This is a genomic window from Inquilinus limosus, from assembly GCF_002195995.1.
Lineage (GTDB): Bacteria > Pseudomonadota > Alphaproteobacteria > DSM-16000 > Inquilinaceae > Inquilinus > Inquilinus limosus_C.
Genome location: NZ_NHON01000048.1, coordinates 1 through 13,829, shown reverse-complemented (window position 1 = coordinate 13,829; position 13,829 = coordinate 1). Strand labels below are relative to the sequence as shown.

Annotated in this window: 12 protein-coding genes; 6 read left to right on the top strand and 6 right to left on the bottom strand. The window is 71.2% G+C overall.

Going from position 1 to position 13,829, the window contains the following annotated elements; translation table 11 throughout:
• Positions 1-20: 20 nt before the first annotated feature.
• Genes BWR60_RS22555 through BWR60_RS22530 form a run of 6 tightly spaced genes read left to right on the top strand, consistent with a single transcriptional unit; the run spans position 21 to position 7,923 of the window.
• Positions 21-1,043, top strand: a complete 1,023-nt coding sequence (locus BWR60_RS22555) for a sugar ABC transporter substrate-binding protein (protein WP_088153279.1) — start codon at positions 21-23, stop codon at positions 1,041-1,043.
• A 29-nt stretch (positions 1,044-1,072) separates the two neighbouring features.
• Positions 1,073-3,640 carry an ATP-binding cassette domain-containing protein gene (locus tag BWR60_RS22550; protein WP_088153278.1) on the top strand — a complete coding sequence of 856 codons (2,568 nt, stop codon included), beginning with the start codon at positions 1,073-1,075 and terminating at the stop codon, positions 3,638-3,640.
• Between the two features lie 5 nt (positions 3,641-3,645).
• A complete protein-coding gene (locus BWR60_RS22545) occupies positions 3,646-4,656 on the top strand; it encodes a Gfo/Idh/MocA family protein (RefSeq protein ID WP_179221897.1) in 1,011 nt (336 codons plus the stop codon).
• Between the two features lies 1 nt (position 4,657).
• Positions 4,658-5,632 (top strand): ABC transporter permease, encoded by a 975-nt coding sequence (locus BWR60_RS22540; RefSeq protein WP_088153276.1) that lies wholly within the window; start codon positions 4,658-4,660, stop codon positions 5,630-5,632.
• Positions 5,629-6,402, top strand: a complete 774-nt coding sequence (locus BWR60_RS22535; protein ID WP_088153275.1) for a creatininase family protein — start codon at positions 5,629-5,631, stop codon at positions 6,400-6,402. Before BWR60_RS22540 ends, BWR60_RS22535 begins: the two co-directional genes overlap by 4 nt.
• Before the next feature lie 27 nt (positions 6,403-6,429).
• A complete protein-coding gene (locus tag BWR60_RS22530; protein WP_179221896.1) occupies positions 6,430-7,923 on the top strand; it encodes an aldehyde dehydrogenase family protein in 1,494 nt (497 codons plus the stop codon).
• A gap of 37 nt (positions 7,924-7,960) precedes the next feature.
• Here the strand turns inward: BWR60_RS22530 and pldH are convergent, their stop codons facing one another.
• From pldH to BWR60_RS22500, 6 genes are all read right to left on the bottom strand, one after another.
• A complete protein-coding gene (pldH, locus tag BWR60_RS22525) occupies positions 7,961-8,707 on the bottom strand; it encodes a pyridoxal 4-dehydrogenase, SDR-type (RefSeq protein ID WP_088153273.1) in 747 nt (248 codons plus the stop codon).
• A 29-nt stretch (positions 8,708-8,736) separates the two neighbouring features.
• Positions 8,737-9,912 (bottom strand): pyridoxamine--pyruvate transaminase, encoded by a 1,176-nt coding sequence (gene ppaT / locus BWR60_RS22520; RefSeq protein WP_088153272.1) that lies wholly within the window; start codon positions 9,910-9,912, stop codon positions 8,737-8,739.
• A 129-nt stretch (positions 9,913-10,041) separates the two neighbouring features.
• Positions 10,042-10,848, bottom strand: coding sequence for a 4-pyridoxolactonase (pldA, locus tag BWR60_RS22515; RefSeq protein ID WP_088153271.1), 807 nt, complete (start codon positions 10,846-10,848; stop codon positions 10,042-10,044).
• Positions 10,849-10,866: 18 nt separating this feature from the next.
• Positions 10,867-11,802 (bottom strand): putative B6 ABC transporter permease subunit 1, encoded by a 936-nt coding sequence (locus tag BWR60_RS22510; protein ID WP_088153270.1) that lies wholly within the window; start codon positions 11,800-11,802, stop codon positions 10,867-10,869.
• A gap of 2 nt (positions 11,803-11,804) precedes the next feature.
• Entirely contained in the window at positions 11,805-12,899 is a 1,095-nt protein-coding gene (locus tag BWR60_RS22505) for a putative B6 ABC transporter permease subunit 2 (protein ID WP_088153269.1), read from the bottom strand.
• Positions 12,896-13,627 carry an ATP-binding cassette domain-containing protein gene (locus tag BWR60_RS22500; protein ID WP_218823625.1) on the bottom strand — a complete coding sequence of 244 codons (732 nt, stop codon included), beginning with the start codon at positions 13,625-13,627 and terminating at the stop codon, positions 12,896-12,898. Before BWR60_RS22500 ends, BWR60_RS22505 begins: the two co-directional genes overlap by 4 nt.
• Between the last annotated feature and the right edge of the window lie 202 nt (positions 13,628-13,829).

The following is a 13,829-nucleotide window of genomic DNA, read 5'->3' as shown; positions in this document are numbered from 1 at the left end:
TTCACAGGAGGACCAAAACAATGATCAAGCATGTGCTGTCGGGCGTGGCCCTTACCGCGGTCCTGGCCCTGTCGGGCCTCGCATCCGCCGCCGAGCCGGTGCTCGGCCTCGCCGCCATCGACCTGCAGAACTCCTTCTTCGTGCGGATGAAGGAGGCGGGCGACACCGCGGCCCAGGATTACGGCGTCAAGGCCACTTGGCAGAGCGCCGAGGGCAGCCTGGAGAAGCAGGTCGCCATCATCGAGAACTTCATCAACCAGAAGGTCGACGCGATCCTGGTCGACCCGCTGGACAAGAACGCCCTGCTGCCGGTGATCAAGAAGGCCGAGGCGGCCAAGATCCCGGTCATCACCATGGGCAACAAGGTCGAGGGCGGCTGGAACACCTCGACCCTGTATCCGGACCGGGAGAACATGTCGATGGTGGCCCGCGTCCTCGGCCAGACCCTCGGCGGCGAGGGCGAGGTCGGCCTGCTGGTCGGCACCCGCGGCAACTTCGTCTCCGACACCCGCGAGAAGGCCTTCACCGAGACCCTGGCCAAGGAGTTCCCGAACATCAAGCTGGTCGGCATCCAGCCCACCGGCTGGGATTCGGCCAAGGCCACCGACGCGGCGCAGACCTGGCTGACGACCTATCCCGAGTTGAAGGCGATCGGTTGCATCTCGGATTCGATGTGCCTGGCCGCCAGCGCCGTCGCCCAGGCGATGGATCGCAAGCTGCTCTATGCCGGCTATGACGGCGACGAGGAGATGCACCCGCTGCTCGAGGACGGGTCGATGGTGATGGACGTCCTGACCGGCGCCTACCGCGTCGGCTACTGGAACATCGCCGTCGCGGCGCGGCTGGCCAAGGGCGAGGCCATGCCCAAGGACCTGTACATGCCGACCTATTTCGTCACCTCCGACGCCACCGCCCAGGCGCTGGCCGGCAAGGGGCTGAAATTCGAGCACATCACGCCGGAGGCGGCGACCAAGGCGGCCAAGGCCTATACCGAGCAGCTGGGGCCGAAGCTGCCGACCTCCGCCATGACCGTCGGCCAGTGACGCGACGGGCGAAGGACCGGGAGCAAGCGATGCCTCCGAAACCGGCGGATGCCGCCGCGGCGCGGCGCCTGGCGCTGGCCGGCGCAGGCTTCGGCAACGACCTGGTGCTGGCCGGGCTGATCCTGCTGGTGCTGGTCGGCTTCGGCCTCGCCGGGCCCGGCTTCCTGTCCTTCGCCAACCTGGTCTCGATCGGCCAGCAGACGGCGGTGATCGCCATCGTCGGCTTCGCCATGACCGCGGTGATCATCGCCCGCGGCATCGACATCTCGGTCGGCAGCACGCTGGCGATCTCCGGCATCGTCGCCGGCCAGGCTTATGGCGCCACCGGATCGCCGCTGCTCGGCATCCTCGCGGCACTGGCCGCGGGCGGCGCCGTCGGGCTGATCAATGGCCTCCTGATCAGCGCCGTCGGCATCAGCCCCTTCATCGCCACTTTGGCGACGCTGGCGGCGGGGAAGGGGGCGGCGCTCAGCCTGTCCGGCGCCTCCAGCATCCCGGTCGACAGCCCGGTGCTGCTCTGGGCCGGCAGTGCCGACATCCTCGGCGTCCCGGCCTCACTGCTGCTGGCGGCGCTGCTGCTCGCCGGCTGGTGGACGCTGCTGCACCGCACCGTGCTCGGCCGCTGGATCTTCGCCGTCGGCGGCAATACCGGGGCGGCCCGGGCCTCGCTGATCCCGGTCCGCACCGTGCAGACCCTGACCTATGTCCTGGCCGGCATGTCGGCCGGGCTGGGCGCGGTCGTGATCATCGGCCGCCTCGGCTCGGCCCAGCCGCTGGCCGGCACCGGGCTGGAGTTCGCGGCGATCACCGCCGCCATCGTCGGCGGCACCAAGCTGTCGGGCGGCGAGGGCAGCGTCACCGGCACGGCGCTGGGCGCGCTGCTGCTCGGCGCCATCAACACCGGCCTGTCCTTCCTGCAGGTGCCGCAGCAGGCGATCTACATCGTCACCGGCGGGCTGGTGCTGTTCGCGGTGCTGCTGAGCCAGCGCGACCGGCTGGCCGCGGCCGTGGCGAAGGGACGACGCCGCAGCCGCGCCGCCCACACGGTGGAGGAGGCGGCCGTGTCGCGCCGGCTGGACCGGCACGAACTGCGCATCGTCGGCCTCGGCAAGATCTTCCCCGGCGTCAAGGCGCTGGAAGGCGTGGCCTTCGACATCCGCGCCGGCGAGGTGGTGGCGCTGGCGGGTGAGAACGGCGCCGGCAAGTCGACCCTGGTGAAATGCCTGTCCGGCGTGCACCAGCCGGATGAGGGCGGGCTGATCCTGGACGGAAGGCCGGTGCGGCTGCGCACGCCCGCCGAGGCGGCGGCCGCCGGCATCGCCGTGATCCACCAGCATTTCAGCCTGGTGCCCGACCTGACCGTGGCCGAGAACCTGTTCCTGGGGCGCGAGCCCGGCGGCATCGCCCTGCGCCGGGCGGAGATGCGGCGCAAGGCGCGCGAGGTGATCGACCAGTTCGGCCTCGGCCTGCGGCCCGACGACCGTGTCGGCACGCTGACCGTCGGCCAGCGCCAGATGGTCGAGATCGCCAAGTCGATGCTGTCCGAGGCGTGGCTGGTGATCATGGACGAGCCCACCAGCGCCCTGTCGACCCGCGAGCGCGACCGCCTCTACGAGCTGATCGGCCGGATGAAGGGGATCGGCTGCGCCATCCTCTACATCTCGCACAAGATGGAGGAGATCTTCACCCTGGCCGACCGCGCCGTGGTGCTGCGCGACGGCCGCTTCGTCGGCGACCGCGCGATCCGCGACCTCGACGAGCCGGCGCTGATCGGGATGATGGTCGGCCGCGACATCGGCAATGTCTTCCCGCACCGGCCGGTGCCGCGTGGCGCGCTGCTGGTGGCGGTCGAGGACATCGCCGATGGCGGGCTGCTGCGCTCGGCCAGCCTGACCGTCCATGCCGGCGAGGTGGTGGCGCTGGCCGGGCTGATGGGCAGCGGCCGGTCCGAGGTGATGCGCTGCATCGCTGGCCTGTCCGCCCACCGCGCCGGCACGATCCGGATCGGCGGCGCCATTCTGCCGGCCGGCGACGCCCGCCGGGCCAACGGGTTGGGCGTCGCCTATGTGCCGGAGGACCGGCATCTCGAAGGCTTCGTCGGGCCGATGTCGATTCAGGACAACGTCACCCTGGCCTGGATCCGCGCGCGCAGCGCGTTCGGCCTCGTCCGACCGGCGGCCTTGGCAGCCGAGGCCGGGCGGCTGATCCGGCAGCTCGGCGTCCGCCCGCCCGATCCGCGCAAGCGCGTCGGCGACCTGTCCGGCGGCAACCAGCAGAAGGTGGTGATCGGCAAATGGCTGGCGACCCGCCCGCGGGTGCTGCTGCTGGACGAGCCGACGCGCGGCGTCGATGTCGGCGCGAAGTCGGAGCTGCATGCCCTGATCGCCGAGCTGAAGGCGCAGGGCGCCGGAATCCTGATGGTGTCGAGCGAGCTGCCCGAGGTGCTGGGCGTCGCCGACCGCATCGTGGTGATGCATGAGGGCCGCACCGCCGGCGAGCTGCCGCGCGGCGCGACCGAGACCGAGGTGATGGCGCTGGCCTTCGGCCGCGGCGCCGAGACGCCTCGCCCGACGAAACAGGAGAGGGTAGCGGGATGAGCAGGATGAGATTGGCCATCGTCGGCGCCGGCTTCATGGGGCAGTTCCACGCCCAGGCGATCGCCGGGCTGGAGACCGCGACCCTGTCGGCGGTCGTCGACCTGTCGGCGGAGCTGGGCCGGAAGACCGCCGGCCAGTACGACGCCCGGCATTTCAGCGACGTCCAGGCGGCGCTGGCCGCCGATGCCGCCGACGCCTATGTCGTGGCGCTGCCGGACACGCTGCACCAGGACGTCACCTGTGCCCTGCTCGAGGCCGGCAAGCCGGTGCTGGTCGAGAAGCCCATGGCGCACACGCTGGAGGCGGCGCAGGCCATGGCGGCGGCGGAGAAGAAGGGCGGCGGCCGCCTGCTGGTGGCCCATATCCTGCGCCACGACCCGCGCTATGTGCAGGCGGCGGAGGCGGTGCGCGCCGGCAGGATCGGCGATCCGATCCACGCCTCGTCCGGCCGGTTCACCGTGCGCGACATCGGCACCCGCATGAACGGTTCCTCCAGCGTCTGCTTCTATCTCGGCGTGCACGATGTCGACGCGCTGCAATGGATCAGCGGCGCCGATGTCACCCGGGTGTATTCCCGCGCCGTCTCCAAACTGATGCCCAGCCTCGGCGTCCAGTCCGAGGACGCGATCTTCACCACCTGCGACATGTCGAACGGCATGGTCGGCCAGCTCTATTTCGGCTGGTCGCTGCCGAGCGACATCCCGACCGGCATCTGGGCCCGGACCGAGGTGATCGGCACCAAGGGCGTGGTCGACCTCGACGTCCGCGACCACGGCCTGCGGGTGCTGTCGAGTGGCGCCTGGAGCCTGCCGGACGGGCTGCACTGGCCGACCGTCAACGGCCGGATCATGGGCGACCTGTATGAGGAACTGCGCCACTTCGTGCAGGCGGTGCGCGAGGACAAGCCCTTCGTCATGTCGGTGCCCGAGGCGCTGCGCGCCGTCGCAGTCAACGACGCGATCCGGCGCAGCGTCGCTAGCGGCCAGCCCGAGGCGGTCGCCGACTGGCGCGGCTGATATGGACACCCGCCATCCCTGGCTCCGCCGCGCCCTCGACCTCGCGCCGCTCCTGCTGCTGATCCTGCTGGTGGCGGCGTTCGGCCTGATCGATGCGCGGGTGGTGACGCCCGACAGCCTGCGCAACGTGCTGGCCCAGGCGACGCCGGTGGCGCTGCTTGGGCTCGGCGCCTTCGTGGTGCTGCTGACCGGGGGCATCGACCTTTCGGCCGGGGTGGCGGTGGCCTTCTGCAGCGTGGTGATGGCCGGGCGGCTGGATGCGGGCGACCCGCTGGCCCTGGCGCTGCTGGCCGGCCTCGCCACCATGGCGCTGCTGGGGCTGCTGAACGGCCTTCTGGTCGGCTACCTCCGCGTGCCGCCCTTCGTCGTCACGCTGGCCACCATGGTGGCGGTGCAGGGGGCGACGCTGTGGGTGGCGCAGAAGGGTGTGCTGATCCTGAAGAGCCCGACCCTGAAGGATATCGGCGTCGGACAGATTGCCGGGGTGCCGAACTCCGTGCTGCTGGTCGGGCTGATCGCCATCGGCGCCTGGGGACTGATGCGCTGGACCCGCTTCGGCCTGCGCACCTACGCCATCGGCTCCGACCCCGCCGCGGCGCAGCTGGCCGGCGTGCCGCTGCCGCGGCAGCAACTGCTGACCTATGTCGTCGCCGCCATCTTCACCTTCCTGACCGCGGTGCTGATGATCAGCCGTGTGCCGGTCGTCACCCCCAATCTCGGCGGCACGCCGCTGCTGCTCGACGCCATCGCCGCGGCGGTGCTGGGCGGCACCAGCATCTTCGGCGGCCGCGGCACGGTGGCCGGGGTGGTGATCGGCGCCGTCATCGTCAGCCTGCTGACCAATGCCCTGCGCGTCTTCGGCGTGGACCCGTCCAGCATCGATCTGTTCAAGGGCGCGATCATCGTCCTGGCGCTGATCGCCGATGCCGGAATCCGGATGCTGCGCCTGCGCCTCGATGAAGGACGTATCGGATGAGTTCGCCTCTCTTCGCTCCCGGACCCGGCCGCTTGGCCTGGAGCCCGTCGCCGGAGCTCGGCAAGGCCCGCGGTGCCGTGCTGGTGCCGACCGGCGCGGTGGAGCAGCACGGGCCGCACCTCGCCACCGGCGTCGACATCTGGCTGGCGACCGCGGTGGCGCTCGGCGTCTCGGGCCGCGACCCCTCGATCCGGGTGGCGGAGCCGATCTCCTACGGCTCCTCGGCCCATCACCTGGCCTTCCCCGGCACGATCAGCCTACGGCCGTCGACCTTCATCGCCATCGTCGTCGATGTCTGCCGGTCGCTGGCCCGCGACGGCTTCTTCCCGATCGTGCTGAACGGCCATGGCGGCAACCGCGGCGCGCTGCAGGTGGCGGTGTCGGAGCTCGGCGCCGACGGGGTGCGCAGCGCCGCCTTCTCCTATTTCGACCTGATCCGCGAGGATGCCGCGGCGATCCTGCCCGATGCCGACCAGGGCTGCGGCCATGCCTGCGCGCTGGAGACCTCGCTGATGCTGCACCTGTTCCCGGGCTCGGCGCGGGCGGAGGCGATCCCGGCCGGTGGCACGCCGTCCTGCTGGCCCGACCCGCATCTCTATTCCCCGAGTCCGATCACGGTCTGGCGCGGCTTCGAGGAGATCAACCCGACCGGGGTGATCGGCCGGCCGTCCGACGCCACCGCCGAGGCCGGGGCGAAGCTGTACGAGGCCGCCGTGACCCGGTCGCTGGAGGCGGTGCTGCGCCTGCGCGACGGCTTCGCCGCTGCCTGATCTTCCCCTCCAACCGAGACGATGCCGATGAAGACGATCAAGGGCCTGAAGGTCACCACCGCGCCGTCCGGCGCCCCGGTCAGCCGCATGCGCATCGGCGGGCGGTGGGAGGAGGGCAGCTCCGGCGAGTTCCTCGAGGTCACCAGCCCGGCCACCGGGGCGGTGGTCGGCTTCGTGCCGCTGGGCACCCGCGCCGATGCGCAGCGGGCGATCGCCGCGGCCAATGCGGCGAAGCCGAAGATCGCCGGCCTGTCGGTGTGGGAGCGGTCGAAGCTGTGCTTCGCCGTCGCCGACGCGATCGAGAAGCGCAAGGAGGACCTGGCCCGCACCCTGTGCCTGGAGCAGGGCAAGCCCTACCATGCCGAGGCGCTGGGTGAGGCCGGCGCCGCGGTCGCCGCCTTCCGCAATGCCGGCGAGCAGATCAAGTGGCTGGAGACGGCGTGCTTCCCGGTCGAGGACCGCAACAAGCGCGCCTTCAGCTTCCTGCAGCCCAAGGGCGTGTTCGGCATCGTCACGCCCTGGAACTTCCCGCTGGCGCTGCCGTCGATCTACTACCTCGCCCCCGGCCTCGCCGCCGGCAACGCCATGGTCTGGGTGCCGGCGCCGACCACCTCGATCATCGCCGAGAAGCTGATGGAGTGCCTGATCGAGGCCGGCGTGCCGGACGGCGTCGTCAACCTCGTGATCGGCGACGGGCCGGAGGTCGGCGACGAGGTGGTGTCCAACCCCGGCACCGATGCGATCGCCTTCACCGGCAGCTCGGAGACCGGGCGGATCATCGCGTCGCGCGGCGCCGGCAAGCCGCTGATGGTGGAGCTGGGCGGCAACGGCCCGACCATCGTCCTGGCCGATGCCGATCTCGACACCGCCGCGGCCCGGGCGGCGGCCGGCTGCTTCGCCAATGCCGGCCAGATCTGCACCTCGACCGAGCGGATCCTGGTGGCCGATGCGGTGCACGACGCCTTCGTCGAGAAGCTGGTCGCGGCGGCCCGGGCGGTGCGGATGGGCGACCCGTTCGACCCCGCCACCACCATGGGGCCGCTGAACAACGAGCCGAACGCGCAGAAGGTCGACGCCCATCTCGCCGACGCCCGGCAGCGCGGCGCCTCGATCCTGTTCGGCGGCGGCCGGGCCGAGGGGCTGGCGACGCGGCTGCACTACCAGCCGACGGTGATCACCGACCTGTCGCCCGACAGCCTGTTGAATGTCGAGGAGACCTTCGGCCCGGTGGTGCCGGTGCTGCGCTTCCGCGACGAGGAGGAGGCGCACCGCATCGTGACGAAGAGCCGGCTCGGCCTGTCCGCCGCGGTGTTCACCCAGACCATCCGCCACGCCTTCCGCTGGGCCGAGGCGCTGAGGGTCGGCATCGTCAACGTCAATGAGATGAGCCCGTATTGGGAGACGCACATCCCGGCCGGCGGCGCGGCGGGGACCGCCAGCGGCATCGGCCGCACCGGCGGCCGCCACACGCTTCTGGAGATGTCGGACCTCAAGACGGTGACGATCGACATCAGCCGGTAGGGTTCCGAAACGCCCGCCGGTCAGGGATGTCTGCGCTTCACCAGCGCACCATCCCGCCGTCGACATTCAGGGTCTGGCCCGTGATCCAGCGCGCGTCGTCGGAGGCGAGGAAGGCGACGGCCGGGGCGATGTCCCGCGGCTGGCCCTGGCCGGGGATCGCCTGCAGCATCTCGACGAAGCCGAAGGCCTGGGCGTGCGGGCTGGCCATGACGCCGTCCGACGCCGTCAGCCCCGGCGTCACTGCGTTCACGGTGATGCCGTGCTTGCCCAGCTCGGTCGCCAGGGCCCGGGTGAAGCCGAACACGCCGCCCTTGGCCGCGACATAGGCGGCCATGTTCGGCGTGCCGGCGAAGATGGTGTTGGAGCAGATATTGACGATGCGGCCCTGGCGGCCGCCGCGCCGCATCAGGTCGGAGGAGGCGCGGGACATCAGGAACACGCCGGTCAGGTTGACCGCGACGATCCGGTTCCAATGCGCCAGGTCGACCTCGTCCCAGGCGATGAAGGGGACGATCGCGGCGTTGTTGACCAGGATGTCGACCCCCTCGGCCCGCGCCGCCACGGTCTCGTGCAGCGCCGCGACCGAAGCGGAGTCGGAGACGTCGCAGGTCACGGCGAAGCTGCCGTGCCCCAGCGCCGCGGCCACCGCTGCGGCGCCGCCGGCATTGATGTCGGCGACGACGACTTGCGCGCCATCGGCCGCCAGCCGCTCCGCGATCGCCCGGCCGATGCCCTGCGCCGCCCCGGTCACGATCGCGACCTTGCCCGAAAGATCCGAAGCCATGTCCCTGTTCCCTTTGGCTTGATTGATTGTCAGCCGGCGTCGATCGCGGCCATGGCCGCCGCCACGCCGCGGCCGATATCGACGGGATGGCCCAGCACGCCGAGCGCACCGCCGAGGGCGCTGATCGCCACCACGGCGTAGAGCGGCTGCGCGGTCGGCCCCATATGGCCGATGCGCACCAGCTTCCCCAGCGTCTCGCCGCGGCCGGCGGAGAAGGTGACGCCGTAGCGCTCCCGTGCCGCCCGGCGCAGCGCCTCGTCGGCGACGCCGTCCGGCACCTGCACCGCCGTGGTGGTGGGGGAGGCGATGGCCTCGCGTGCCGGCCACAGCGCCAGCCCCATGGCCTGCAGCCCGGCGCGGCAGGCCCGCGCGGTCAGAGCGTGGCGGGCCCAGACGGCCTCCGGCCCCTCCGCCAGATACTGGTCCAGTGCCGCGTCCAGGCCGTTGACCTCGGCGACCGAGGGGGTGAAGGGGAAGGGCTTCTCCCGGCTCCAGGCGTGCTCCCAGTCGAGGATGCTCAGCATCGAGGCGCGGGGCGCGTCCGGGTTCGCCTTCATCTTGGCCCAGGCGCGGTCGCTGACGCCGAGCAGGCTCAGGCCCGGCGCGCCGCCCAGGCACTTGTTCGGCCCGGTGACGAAGATGTCGGCGCGGCAGGCCTCCGGATGCACATCCATGCCGCCGAAGGACGACACCGCGTCGACGATGAGGTAAGCGCCGTGCTCCGCCACGATCCGGCCGATCGCCTCGACCGGGTTGATCGTGCCGGACGGCGTGTCGTGGTGGCATGCCGAGACGATGCGGATGTCGGGCCGCTCCCGCAGCATCCGGGCGACGGATTCCGGATCGATCGCCTCGTTGTACGGCACCTCGATCTCGACCAGCTCGGCGCAATAGCGCTTGGCCCAGTAGCCGAAGCCTTTGCCGTAGACGCCGGAGGCGAGGTTCAGCACCACATCGTCGCGGGCGATCAGCGAGGCCGCCGCGGCCTCCAGCCCCAGCACCGGCTCGCCATGCAGGATCACCGGCCGGGTCGACAGGCGCATCGCCGCCCGCGCCTTCTCGACCACCTGCTCGTAGAAGGCCTGGAACACCGGGTCGTAGTCGTAATGGATGGTGCGCGACAGCCCGCGCAGCACCGCCGGATAGGCGTCGACCGGTCCGGAGGTGAGGGTGAAGACGGGTTCGCGGATCGTGGGCGTAGACATCAGGAAACTCCCGTTCGGAGGTCTCCTTCCCCGTCATTGCCGGGCTTGACCCGGCAATCCAGGGGCCACCAAGAACCGCTCCGGCTGCCCCTGGATCCTCGGGTCAAGCCCGAGGATGACAAGAAAGAGCTACCCGTAGAACTTCGGGCCGGTCTGGTAATGGGCGAAGTTCGTGGCGTCGTGCGAGAACATCAGCTCCGCCTCCCGCTCCTCCGCCAGCCTGGCCAGGCGCCGCATCGAGGCGACGCCCGCCACCGGGTCGATGTGGAACGAGGCCTGGCACAGCGTCTCCAGGCTCTTCTGGGTGTAGGCGGCGTCGATCGTGAACAGGATCGGCCGCCGGGTCTGGAACTCGACCAGCAGGCTGTAATGGCCGATGGCGTGGCCGGGGGTGAACAGCAGGTGCACGCCCTTGGCCAGCTCGACATCGCCCTCGATCGTCTCGAAGCGGGAATTGGCGTCGGTGGTGCCGGCCAGCAGCTGGTCGCCCTTGCCGCGGGCGGCGGCGGCCTCGGCCGAGAAGCTCAGGTCGGAATAGCCCAGCACCTCGAAGGGCTGCGGCGTCGCCGCCTGGGCGATCTCGTCCCGGTGGCACAGCTTCTTCGCATGCGGGAAGTACTTGTTGCCGCCGACATGGTCGAAGTGGAAGTGCGAGTTGACGACGGTGCCGACATCCTTCGGCTCCAGCCCCAGCAGGCCGAGCGCGCCGGGAATGGTCTGCTCCTTCGTCTGCTGCGGCTTCTCGAAGGGCAGCACCTTCATCACATGGTCGTGGTCGAAGCCGCTGTCGATCAGGAAGCGGCCCTCGGCATGCTCGACCAGGATGGAATAGACCGGGAAGCGGATCTCGCCGCCAGGCCCGCGGTTCCAGAAGACGTGGTAGCCGTCGAGGACCAGCGAGCCGCCGTCGAGCAGATAGACCTTGGTGTCAGTCATGGGTTCCTCCGGAAGACATCAGCGGGCACCGCGGACATAGGGCAGGCCCAGCGCCGCGGGCAGGCTGGCGCGCCGCCCGAACAGCACCAGCACCGCCATCACCGCGGCGAAGGGCAGCATCTGGATCACGTCGGTCGGCACGTCGACGCCGGCGACCTGCAGCGCCGTGGTCAGCGACAGGCAGGCGCCGAACAGCAGGGCGCCGAGCAGCACCCAGACCGGCCGGCCGCGCGCCAGCATCGCCAGCACGATGCCGATGAAGCCGGCGCCGTTGGTCATGAAGGGGATGAACAGCCCGGCGCCGATATTGGCCAGGAAGGCGCCGCCGATGCCGGCCAGGGCGCCGGTCGCCAGCACCGCGGCGGTGCGGATGCCGATCACGTCGACCCCGGCGGCATCCAGCGCCGCCGGCTTGTCCCCGGCTGCCTGCAGGTCGAGGCCGAGGGCGGTGCGGCGGAACACCCAGGCCAGGACGAAGACCAGCGCGACGGCGAGATAGACCACCGGGTGCCGGTCGAACAGGGCCGGGCCGATCACCGGGATCGCCGACAGCAGCGGGATCGGCAGGGTGGCCGCACCCTCCAGCCGCGGATAGCTCTGGGCGAACTGGAAGAAGTGGAGCAGGGCGGTCATGCCCTCGGCGCCCAGGGTCAGGGCGATGCCGATGACGATCTGGTTGAGGCCGAGCCGGACGCAGAGCAGCGCCATCAGCAGCGCGACCAGCAGCCCGCCCCCGGCGCCGCCGAGGAAGCCGAGCCAGATCGACCCGCTGGAATAGGCGACCAGGAAGCCGAGATAGGCGCCGGCCAGCATCATGCCCTCGATGCCGACATTCAGCACGCCGGCCTTCTCCGAGATCTGCTCGCCCAGCCCGGCCAGCAGCAGCGGCACGCCGGCGGTGATGGCGCCGAGCACCAGCGAGGTCAGGAAGGCCTGGGTCAGCAGCCCGTCCATGGTCAGGCCCTCATCCGCTCGCGGCGCCGGTGGTCGGCGTATTCGACCAGCGCCAGCACGATCAGCAGGATCGACATCACCACCAGGGTGAAGAAATGCGGCACGCCCAGCCGCCGCGCCGCGCTCTCGCCGCCGATCGACAGCACCGAGAACAGGAAGACGAAGGCGATACTGGCGAAGCCGTTGAACCGGGCCAGGAACACCAGCGGGATCACCGCCAGGCCATAGGCCGGATTCCAGTCGGCCCGGACATTGCCCTGCACGCCGATGATGTCGACCGCCCCGGCCATGGCGGCAAGGCCGGCCGAGAGGGCGAAGACGGCGATGGTCAGCCGCGGCACCGGCAGCCCGGCATGCACGGCGGCGCGGGCATTGGCGCCGACGACCCGCAGCTTCAGCCCGAAGGCGGTGCGGGTCATCATCAGATGCACCAGCACGACGGCGAGCAGGCCGAGCAGCAAGCCGCTGCTGATGGTGCTGCCGAACAGCCGCGGCAGCCGGTCGCCGACGGCCAGGGTGCGGGTCTGCGGCACGGTGGTCGCCGGGTCACGGAAGGCCAGCTTCACCAGCACATTGGCGAAGGAGGTGCCGAGGAAGGTCATCATCAGCGTGGTGATGATCTCGTTCACCCCCTGATAGGCGCGCAGCAGCGCCGGCAGCAGCGACCAGGCGGCGCCGACCAGGGCGGCCAGGGCCAGGCACAGCGTCAGGGCGATCCAGCCGGGCAGGGCATCCGCCAGCGGCGGCCCCGCCGCGGCGACGATCACCGCCGCCAGCAGGAACTGCCCGTCGGTGCCGAGATTCCAGATGCCGGCGCGGAAGGCGACGATCAGCCCGGCGGCGAGGAACAGCAGCGGTCCCATCCGCGACAGCGTCTCCTGCAGGCCGAGCCAGGAGAGCAGGCCCCGCTGCAGCACGAGCCCGTAATAGGCCAGCGGATCCGTCCCCAGCGCCAGCAGCACCGCGCCCGACAGCAGCAGGGCTGCGAGGATCGGGCCCAGCGTCACCAGGGCCCAATGCAGGGCGGCGCCGGCCAGGCCGGGCTTGGCCGGTGGCTTCTGGGCGGGCGCCGTGCCGTTCACCGCATCCGCCGTCATGGTTGCGCCCCGATCATCAGCTCGCCGACGCGCTGCCGCGCCCGGTCGTCATTGGCCACGGTGCCGGCGATGCGGCCATGCGACATCACCGCGATCCGGTCCGACAGCTCCAGCAACTCCTCGAGGTCGGTGGAGATCAGGATGGTGGCGACCCCCGCATCGGCGGCGTCGCGGATCCGCCGCCGGGCGGCGACGATGTTCTGCACGTCCAGCCCGTAGGTCGGCTTGCTGTAGATCACGACCCGCGCGGTGCCGGACAGCTCGCGCGCCAGCAGCACCTTCTGGATGTTGCCGCCGGACAGGCGGCCGACCGGGGTGCGGATGCCCGGTGTGCGCACGTCGAAGGCGGCGACCAGGGCGCGGGCGTTCCGGTCGATCTCATCGGGCCGGTCCAGCCCGCGCGACCAGAAAGGCGGCTCGCCGATCTGCTTCAGCAGCAGGTTCAGGGAGACGGGGAAGGCGCCGACCGTCCCCTCGCCGAGCCGGTCGTCGGTGACATAGCGCAGGCCCAGCCGGCGCCGGGCACCGACCTCCAGCCGCTCGATCGGCCGGCCGTCCAGCAGCACCGTGCCGCCACTCGCGGGACGCTGCCCCGCCAGCGCCTCGGCCAGCTGCTTCTGGCCGTTGCCGTCGATCCCGGCGATGCCCAGGATCTCGCCCGGCGCGACCTCCAGCGCGATGTCGGTGACGGCCGCCGCGCCATGGCCGGGCACGCTGAGGCCGCGCACGACCAGGATGGGCGCGCTCTCTTTTATTGTCCCCCCTCCCCTTGCGGGAGGGGGATAGGGGGAGGGGTCTGCGCGCGTCGGCGCGCGAATGGGCTGAGGACCGAACTCGGCCCCCGCCGGACTTGCGACAGTCTGGGCCGGCTCGATCTGAGAAAACCCCCTCCCCCTGCCCCCCTCCCGCAAGGGGAGGGGGGACTCAAAA

Excerpts from the sequence above, each read along its gene's own strand:
- BWR60_RS22555 (WP_088153279.1), top strand. The coding sequence starts at position 21 with ATGATCAAGCATGTGCTGTCGGGCGTGGCCCTTACCGCGGTCCTGGCC.
- BWR60_RS22550 (WP_088153278.1), top strand. The coding sequence starts at position 1,073 with ATGCCTCCGAAACCGGCGGATGCCGCCGCGGCGCGGCGCCTGGCGCTG.
- BWR60_RS22545 (WP_179221897.1), top strand. The coding sequence starts at position 3,646 with ATGAGATTGGCCATCGTCGGCGCCGGCTTCATGGGGCAGTTCCACGCC.
- BWR60_RS22540 (WP_088153276.1), top strand. The coding sequence starts at position 4,658 with ATGGACACCCGCCATCCCTGGCTCCGCCGCGCCCTCGACCTCGCGCCG.
- BWR60_RS22535 (WP_088153275.1), top strand. The coding sequence starts at position 5,629 with ATGAGTTCGCCTCTCTTCGCTCCCGGACCCGGCCGCTTGGCCTGGAGC.
- BWR60_RS22530 (WP_179221896.1), top strand. The coding sequence starts at position 6,430 with ATGAAGACGATCAAGGGCCTGAAGGTCACCACCGCGCCGTCCGGCGCC.
- pldH (WP_088153273.1), bottom strand. The coding sequence starts at position 8,707 with ATGGCTTCGGATCTTTCGGGCAAGGTCGCGATCGTGACCGGGGCGGCG.
- ppaT (WP_088153272.1), bottom strand. The coding sequence starts at position 9,912 with ATGTCTACGCCCACGATCCGCGAACCCGTCTTCACCCTCACCTCCGGA.
- pldA (WP_088153271.1), bottom strand. The coding sequence starts at position 10,848 with ATGACTGACACCAAGGTCTATCTGCTCGACGGCGGCTCGCTGGTCCTC.
- BWR60_RS22510 (WP_088153270.1), bottom strand. The coding sequence starts at position 11,802 with ATGGACGGGCTGCTGACCCAGGCCTTCCTGACCTCGCTGGTGCTCGGC.
- BWR60_RS22505 (WP_088153269.1), bottom strand. The coding sequence starts at position 12,899 with ATGACGGCGGATGCGGTGAACGGCACGGCGCCCGCCCAGAAGCCACCG.